Genomic DNA, 7,422 nt, shown 5'->3' on the forward strand with positions numbered 1-7,422 from the left:
TTTCTTTATTGTATTGTTTGCAACCCATCCAGATATGATATTGAAGTTGTTCTACATTTATTTTCCGGACAACGCCCCACAACCCAAAATATGTTTTCCAAGAAAAATAACAGCAAATAACAAAAAAAACTGGGCACTAGTTTTATTAAAATTAACATACTATATACTATTTATGAAAGTCTGCATAGGTGGAACATTCAACCCGTTACACAGAGGACATAAAACCCTTATAAAAAAAGCATTAGAAACAGCTGGGAAAAAAGGCTTGGTTTTCATAGGCATCACATCAGGGGATATAACCAAAACAAAAGGTGAAATAAAAAACTTCGATCAAAGAAAACAAAACATAGAAAAATATCTTATTCAAGAAAAAATATCAAACAAAGTAAAAATCGAACCAATATACGATAGATTTGGTCCCTCAATAAAAGGAGATTTTGATGCAATAGTTGTGTCAACAGAGACAAAAAAAACAGCTGAGGAGATAAACAAAAAGCGGAAAAAACTTGGTAAAAAACCCTTGGAAATAATTGAAATACCCCTTGTTTTAGCAGAAGATGGTAAACCAATAAGCTCAACTAGGATAAGAAACAAAGAAATAGATGAAAACGGAAAACTTATTAGACGAGATTAATTTTATATACAGTTATTTGTATCCGCTGAAAAAAGGTGATTATTGGACATGACCTATATCATTCTCGAGTTTAAACCCGAGGACGCAGGGAAAATAAACACTATAACAAAGGATGATACAGTTAGCAGACAGAGTATAGTTATAAGAGACTCCAGCTCAATTGAAATGAAAGGCAACAACTCCTACCTGAAGATAGAGGGTAGTGAACAAGGTATCAAAAGGGCTAAGGAGCTTGCAAAAGAACTGGGGATAAACGAGTTGGATAAAAAGAAGGCAGAGGAAATCAACAAAAAGATAGAACAACAAGAAGACTCTGCTGCTACTGGTATGGGAATGATTTTTGACTAAAAAAAATTTTTTTTATATTTTCCAGTAGCTTGACAACTCTTTTTTTAGGTTTTTAACAATATCTTTTACATCAGGGTTTTCTTCTACAGAATCCTTAAAACTCATAGGATGATCTGTCATTTGTCCGATCTGTGACAATAAACATTTCCCTATCCAGCTCAGGTTGTATCCGCCCTCTAGTGTGCAAACGATCCTTGGTTGGATTTTCTGCAGTTTTTTTATGATCTCACCAAAAAAGTTAGCGGTAAGAGCTAGTCCACCGAGGTTATCAGAATGATGAGAATCATAACCAGCTGACACAATGATTATATCTGGTTTGAATTGTTGTGCGATTGGTAAAAAAACCTCGTCGAGCACCTCTGATACAGCAATGTTTCCACGCCCATGAACAAGTGGAGCGTTTACAGTATACCCTCTACCAGGTCCCAGGCCTATCTCGCTGGTTCCACCAGTACCAGGATAATGAGGTGATAGATGAAATGATTGGTACATCACATCTTTCCGCTCATAGAAAATAGATTGCGTACCATTACCATGGTGTACATCATGGTCAAAAAGTAGTACACGCTTCCCTTTTCTTGCTATATCATTTGCTGCTATCGCAGCGTTGTTAAAAAGACAGAAACCCATCGACCTATCACGAGAGGCATGATGACCAGGTGGCCTAACCAGTGCGAAACCGTTGCTAGCTCTGCCAGCTAAAACCTGTTTACAAACCTTTAGAACACCACCTGCTGCAAGCCTAGCAACCTCATAATCTGAGCTGCAAACATAAGTATCGAGATCTATCCATGAGCCACCACCAGAGCTTATATCCTTTATCTCCTGTATCATCTCATCTGAGTGAACTGAACGAAGCATCTCCTCAGACAAAATCTCTGGCTCAACAATGTTTAGCTCATCATAAAAAGGCGCTTGTCTAAGCTCCTCATACATAACCCGGAGGCGCCTAGCATTCTCAGGATGACCTATGTTATCATGCTTATCAAACTCCTTTGAGTAAACAATATTCGTCGTCATAAAAAATCAAAGAAATGAAATATAATAAATGGATATAAGATTAATTATAACAAATTTAAGTAGGATAACATATATTTAGGTGCTTGTTTAAGCAGGGAAGAAAAAACAATTATGAGCGACACACTAATTGGAGTCTCACCAGACTATCTGTATTACCATAAAAAACCACCACAGCTCATATCAGAGCTACATAAACCATATTTCCTAGTTTTCTGCCAAAAAAACGAGGACCTAGAAAAAAACAGGCAAGAACTAATAAAAAAACTTGAAACAAAAAACTCTGAAACAGACCAGTTAAATAAAATAGAAAAAATCAGTGAAATTGAGGACTACAAAAGCTTCTGGGATTTCAACAAAAAAAGAAAGGTTTTCAAGGTCTACACAAAAAAATCATATTTCGTCCCAGAGGTTAGCGACCACCTTTTTTTCAACCACGATTTTTACACAGCAGAACACGATATACCATACCACCAGAGGGCTCTTTTGGATTTAGCAGCCAATGGTACAACATGGCTTTTTGACACAAACAATGAAAAAAAGAAACTAAAAATCATAGTCTATGACATCGAAACCACAGAATACGAAGAAGGAAAAAACGATGTCCCCATTGACATAATAGGTTATTCTAGTTTCGATTTAGTTTTTGAGTCAAGTAAAAACCTTGAAAAAGAAGAATTCAGTTTTAACATACTTGATATCCCATCTAACTGGGAGGACCTAGAGGTTAAACAGCTTGTTTCACATAACATCGATGAAGAAATCAAAAACCTATATGATATGTGTAAGATACTTGGTGGCTGTGACATTGTATCTGGCCATAACATAGTAGGTTTTGATAATTTCCACCTTTATGGTAGAATTAATTGGATTCTGAAGAACAACCATGAAAATCTATCTGAGGATGAAAAAAAGATTTTCCAGTGTTTTATTAACAAATATTGCAGGCTTGATAAATCATTTCATTTTGGTGTCGGCTCCGAGGTTGTACAGCTCTACCCAACCTGTTTTGACACTTATCTTGCGGCAAGGAAGTTTTATTCTTTTCTAGATGAATTCAGCCTTAAAACCCTAGCTCCTTTCTTAGGTGTTGTAGTAAAAGACAGGGTTTTTCTGTCACCATCTCAGATCAAGATAGATGCTAGGACCCTAAAGTACAATAAACAGGATGTACAAGAGCAAATAGGTGTGACTTTGAATCTTATCCAGCAGGCTTTGCCACTGGCTTTTATCACCTGTATGCCCTTTGATATGCTCCTACCAGCTGGTGCTGTTAACATATGGGACCATATGGCTCTTTTACGTGGAGTAGTTCAAAAAAAGATCATGCCCCCTATATGTAGGGTTAAGTCGATATCGCAGGTCTTGGTTAGAGACTTCAATGATTGTAAAACCAGGGAGGATATAATCAAGAAAGCAAAAAAGAAACGCGAACAACTCTCAAAAGATTTTGTTCGTGTCCTAAAATATGGGGATGAGATGCCTGAATGGGTTGAATACCCCTATGTTATCTACAACGAAAGAGCTGTTGATGACGAGGAATCACTTAGCTATCATATGCCTGGTGGTATGACAATAAAACCTGATAAAGAGGCGCGTTCTGATTTCATACCATGGTACCATGTTGTTGTAGCTGATGTTGGTGCAATGTACCCAACGATTCTAAAGGCTATGAACATAGGAGCAGACACTGTGAAACTTGCTTCCAAGAAAGAGAAACCTGATGCATACATATGGCTGAAAAAACTACCTGAACGTTTTTTTGAGGAAAGGGATGTGTTTTGGCGGGAAATAAATCTTGAGGACTCATACGCAGACAAAGGCTATATCCTTGGGGTTAAAATAGATGATTCACTAGGTGTCGTAAACCAAGCTATGACTAGTATAATGAACATGATCGCAAAGATAAAAAAAGAGCTTAAAGAAGCAGAAAAGAAAGGTGATAAAGCTGAGTTGCAGAGGCTTAAGATGATGTACCAAAGCATGAAAGGTGCTCGTAACGCGGGAACCCACGGGATTCTTGCAGCACCTACAGTTACTGGTAGACAATTCAATCTCTGGGGCGCAGCTGCTATCACAACAAAAGGTCAGATGATACTAGCTGATACACTGAAATATCTAGAAAACAAGAACATCCGCGTGGTTTACGGAGACACAGATGGTATATACCTTGGTTGTTCCCGCTCAGCTGGGAACCTCCCAAACTTCTCAAAAACACTTGGGATACCACAAAACCCTGATGAAAAAGCCTGGCTCACCAAACCAGAGGTAGCCATAAATGCAATCGAAGAATGCGACAAAAAATGGCAGAAGAATCTAAATTACCCTGATTTTGAGTTAGAACCAGAGATACACGACTGCATGATTTTTGTGAAACATAAAAACTACCTTATCTTTGATGAAAAAGACGGCAAGATAGAGATGATAACAAAGGGCAACAACTTCAAGGGCTCCGACAAAGCAAACATCGCACGCAAAGTACTCGAGGAGATAATGATGCTTGTTTTAAAAGAAAACCCATGCTGGGATGACGAGGAAAAAGCTAGATGCATGGTTAAAAATAGTATCAAAAATAAGACGAGAGAGGTTTTGTCTAAGCTAGATTTATCTAAAGTTGACTTGGATGATTTAACACTAGTTCAATCTGTTCAACCATCTAAACGTTATAAAACTATTCAGGATGGTTCTCCTTCTGTTTTTGGTAAACGCTCCGCTGCACTTGAGAAGCTTCTTGGCCAGCCGGTTAGAACACGCATTAAACTAAAGTTTGTTGTAACAAAAAAACCTTTACCAGGTATCACCAACCCCTCTAAAAGTGGTGTTAAACCAATTGATTACATGTACCCTGTTGATCTTTTGAAAAACACAAACGAAATTGATTTAGAATGGTACAAAAAAATGATTGAAAACTATATACAGGGTGCTTTTGGTCTTTCTGATATCTCTACGACTGAGCAGAAAGGCCTTGACGCATGGATGTAGTTAACCCTTTTTGTTAACTCTGGTTAACCTATAAAAAAAAGAAAACAACACGTTTTTTTATTATCCTATAAAACAATTTTAAACAGGAGAAAAAAACTCAGGGGGAAAACTATTTATTTAAAAAACAGATTATTAAAATGGGGGACAAGGAGTAAAAACAGGGGAGGTAAATTCAAGTACCTGCTTTCCACATAAGAGGCACATTCCTCCTATCAACGCATCCCGTCCCCCACCTTTTGCGTATGTAATCTAAGAACCGGTTTTTAGTTTAAAAAAAAAAATTAAAAAAAATAAGTTTTTTTCAGCAAATATGGTTCTGGTAACCATTATAACATGGCACACCAAATTGCATATTTGTTGAAACCATTGTTTGGTTTTTTTTATCCGAATAGTGCGCCTAAGCCTGCTGCAGCTTCTTCTTCAGAGACTTCTTCTTTTTTCTCTTTCTTCTTTTCTTCTTTCTTTCCTTCTGCAGATGCCTCAGCAGTTTTTGCAGGTGCCGCTGGAGCAGCCATCGTAACAGCAGCTGTTTTTATAGCCTCGTCTATGTTGACACCCTCAAGGGATGCAGTCAAAGCTTTTATCCTTGCTTCATCAACTTTTACACCAGCAGCTGTCAACACTTTTTTTATGTGTTCTTCTGTAATAGGTTTGCCTGCGGCGTGAAGAAGAAGTGCGCTGTATATGTATTCCATTTTATTTTTCCTCCTGTAAAATTTTTTTTATGTTATCATTTTCTTTAAATCTTCATCTAAAGCCTCTTGTTGCATACGTGATGCAACAACAACCATGTTCATATGTGCCTTAGACAACAAACTTTTAACAGTCTCTTTAGTGATTATGTTCTTTTCAATTGCGAGAATGAAGGCATCACGGTGCGCCTTCTGCAACAACGGTACAATAGTGGTTTTGTTAACCCAAGCTGATTCCATAGCCAGGTTAAAAGCGTAGCTATAAGCTTTTTGAAGATTCATCTTGAATTCATCAATGTTAATATCAAGAATATCTGGACCAAATATCTTACCATCCTCATAGACACCATGAAGTGTCATACCAACCTCAATTGGGTATATCTCAAGGCGCGTAATCATCTGCGCAACATCAGAGGGGATCTTTTTCCCAGCTGGTACAAGAACCTTATCTGCTTTAATAACAACCTTACCATCCTGGATAATAGCTGGTATACCAACTTTTTGCAATTCACCAACAATGGGACCTGGTTTGAAATTAGTTTCACCAGCTTTAACAGAAATATCATGAGGAGTGGTTTCACCACCTTTCGCAGGTGTCATAGCACGAGTAGCCTTAATCTGACTAAACAACTTAAAAGGATTCATATTAGTAGCAATAACCGCAGCCTGACCTTTTACAGCACCCTTCAGGCCACTTATCCCCTTAGCCTTATTTTCAGCCTCATCAAGAGCCCTTAGGATAAGAGTGTTTTTTGCAGAACGTATAACAGCGTTTTTCTGAAGGTTTTTCCTCATCTTCTGCATCTGAGGACCAGGTATACCACCGATTTCAGCTATACCAACAACCTTGTTACTTGTAAGCAGATTTGTTAACTCCGCCACTTCCCCGTGTTTCCATTTTGCTACATGAGCCATAAAAACAAATCACCCTAAACAATTCGCTCTGGAGGACCCATAGTGGTCTTAACATAGATAGAACCAAGATCAACCCTGGGTTTCTCCAGCTTACTCTCAAGCCTCTTTATAACAGCCTCTATGTTGTCAGCGATATCTTCCTTAGGCATCTGCTCGTTACCAACCACTGTATGAAAAGTCTTTGTCTTAGAACGCAGCTTAATAGTTTTACGAAGGTTTTTCACCATACCAGAGATATCAGCGTTAGGTGGAACAGGCCTAGGCATCTTCCCCCTCGGACCAAGAACGGTACCAAGGGTTTTACCAATAGTTGGCATAAGAGGCGCCTCAGCTATAAAGAAATCATGCTCATCAGCTATCTTCTTAAGTTTTTTCTTATCCTTAGAGAGATCCTCGATCTCCTCAGGTTTAATCAATAAATCAACATGACCTTTGGATTTACTAGCAAGCTCACCACCCGCAAAAAGAGCAACCTTAGACTCCCTTCCTTTACCATGGGGCAGAATAATCTCTTCATCAATACGAGTCTTAGGGTTATTAGGATCAAAATCCTTTATGTTTATCACTAAATCAATGTTTTGTTTGAATTTCCTATTAAGCTTCTTAGATTCCTCTAAGATCTTCTCGACTGTATCAACAGTTTTTTTGTCAGCCATAGAACTTCAACGAGTGTTATATTATGCCTTTCTCTCCATATACTATGTGGAGATGTAGTTCTCGGGAATGACAATCCCATTTATAAAAGTTTGGTATAAACCGGCGTTGTCCGAATAATAGTGAGGTGAAAAGTAAAAATTATATTGACTCAACATAAAAAAAATACATTTATTTAGT

The 7,422-nt window shown here is 37.9% G+C and carries 7 protein-coding genes; 3 read left to right on the forward strand and 4 right to left on the reverse strand.

Annotation, left to right across the window (positions count from 1 at the left end):
* Window positions 1-172 precede the first annotated feature (172 nt).
* Both QHH19_06000 and QHH19_06005 read left to right on the forward strand, forming a co-directional pair.
* The gene (locus QHH19_06000; GenBank protein ID MDH7517878.1) at window positions 173-634 is read left to right on the forward strand and encodes a pantetheine-phosphate adenylyltransferase; all 462 of its coding nucleotides are present in this window, start codon (window positions 173-175) and stop codon (window positions 632-634) included.
* 48 nt (window positions 635-682) lie between these two features.
* Window positions 683-982, forward strand: coding sequence for a hypothetical protein (locus QHH19_06005; protein ID MDH7517879.1), 300 nt, complete (start codon window positions 683-685; stop codon window positions 980-982).
* Between the two features lie 12 nt (window positions 983-994).
* On the opposite strand, the gene QHH19_06010 is transcribed toward QHH19_06005, so the two are convergent.
* On the reverse strand, window positions 995-2,002 hold the full coding sequence (locus QHH19_06010) for a histone deacetylase (GenBank protein ID MDH7517880.1): 1,008 nt from the start codon (window positions 2,000-2,002) through the stop codon (window positions 995-997).
* Between the two features lie 111 nt (window positions 2,003-2,113).
* Between QHH19_06010 and QHH19_06015 the strand changes: the two genes are divergently transcribed.
* Window positions 2,114-4,981 carry a DNA polymerase domain-containing protein gene (locus QHH19_06015; GenBank protein MDH7517881.1) on the forward strand — a complete coding sequence of 956 codons (2,868 nt, stop codon included), beginning with the start codon at window positions 2,114-2,116 and terminating at the stop codon, window positions 4,979-4,981.
* A gap of 380 nt (window positions 4,982-5,361) precedes the next feature.
* Here the strand turns inward: QHH19_06015 and rpl12p are convergent, their stop codons facing one another.
* From rpl12p to QHH19_06030, 3 genes are read right to left on the reverse strand one after another with little or no spacing between them, the layout of a single operon-like run.
* Window positions 5,362-5,676 (reverse strand): 50S ribosomal protein P1, encoded by a 315-nt coding sequence (rpl12p, locus tag QHH19_06020; protein MDH7517882.1) that lies wholly within the window; start codon window positions 5,674-5,676, stop codon window positions 5,362-5,364.
* 27 nt (window positions 5,677-5,703) lie between these two features.
* Window positions 5,704-6,588 (reverse strand): 50S ribosomal protein L10, encoded by an 885-nt coding sequence (locus QHH19_06025; protein MDH7517883.1) that lies wholly within the window; start codon window positions 6,586-6,588, stop codon window positions 5,704-5,706.
* Between the two features lie 14 nt (window positions 6,589-6,602).
* Entirely contained in the window at window positions 6,603-7,244 is a 642-nt protein-coding gene (locus QHH19_06030; protein ID MDH7517884.1) for a 50S ribosomal protein L1, read from the reverse strand.
* Between the last annotated feature and the right edge of the window lie 178 nt (window positions 7,245-7,422).

Source organism: Candidatus Thermoplasmatota archaeon, from assembly GCA_029907305.1.
Taxonomy (GTDB): domain Archaea; phylum Thermoplasmatota; class E2; order DHVEG-1; family DHVEG-1; genus JARYMC01.

Excerpts from the sequence above, each read along its gene's own strand:
- QHH19_06000 (MDH7517878.1), top strand. The coding sequence starts at position 173 with ATGAAAGTCTGCATAGGTGGAACATTCAACCCGTTACACAGAGGACAT.
- QHH19_06005 (MDH7517879.1), top strand. The coding sequence starts at position 683 with ATGACCTATATCATTCTCGAGTTTAAACCCGAGGACGCAGGGAAAATA.
- QHH19_06010 (MDH7517880.1), bottom strand. The coding sequence starts at position 2,002 with ATGACGACGAATATTGTTTACTCAAAGGAGTTTGATAAGCATGATAAC.
- QHH19_06015 (MDH7517881.1), top strand. The coding sequence starts at position 2,114 with ATGAGCGACACACTAATTGGAGTCTCACCAGACTATCTGTATTACCAT.
- rpl12p (MDH7517882.1), bottom strand. The coding sequence starts at position 5,676 with ATGGAATACATATACAGCGCACTTCTTCTTCACGCCGCAGGCAAACCT.
- QHH19_06025 (MDH7517883.1), bottom strand. The coding sequence starts at position 6,588 with ATGGCTCATGTAGCAAAATGGAAACACGGGGAAGTGGCGGAGTTAACA.
- QHH19_06030 (MDH7517884.1), bottom strand. The coding sequence starts at position 7,244 with ATGGCTGACAAAAAAACTGTTGATACAGTCGAGAAGATCTTAGAGGAA.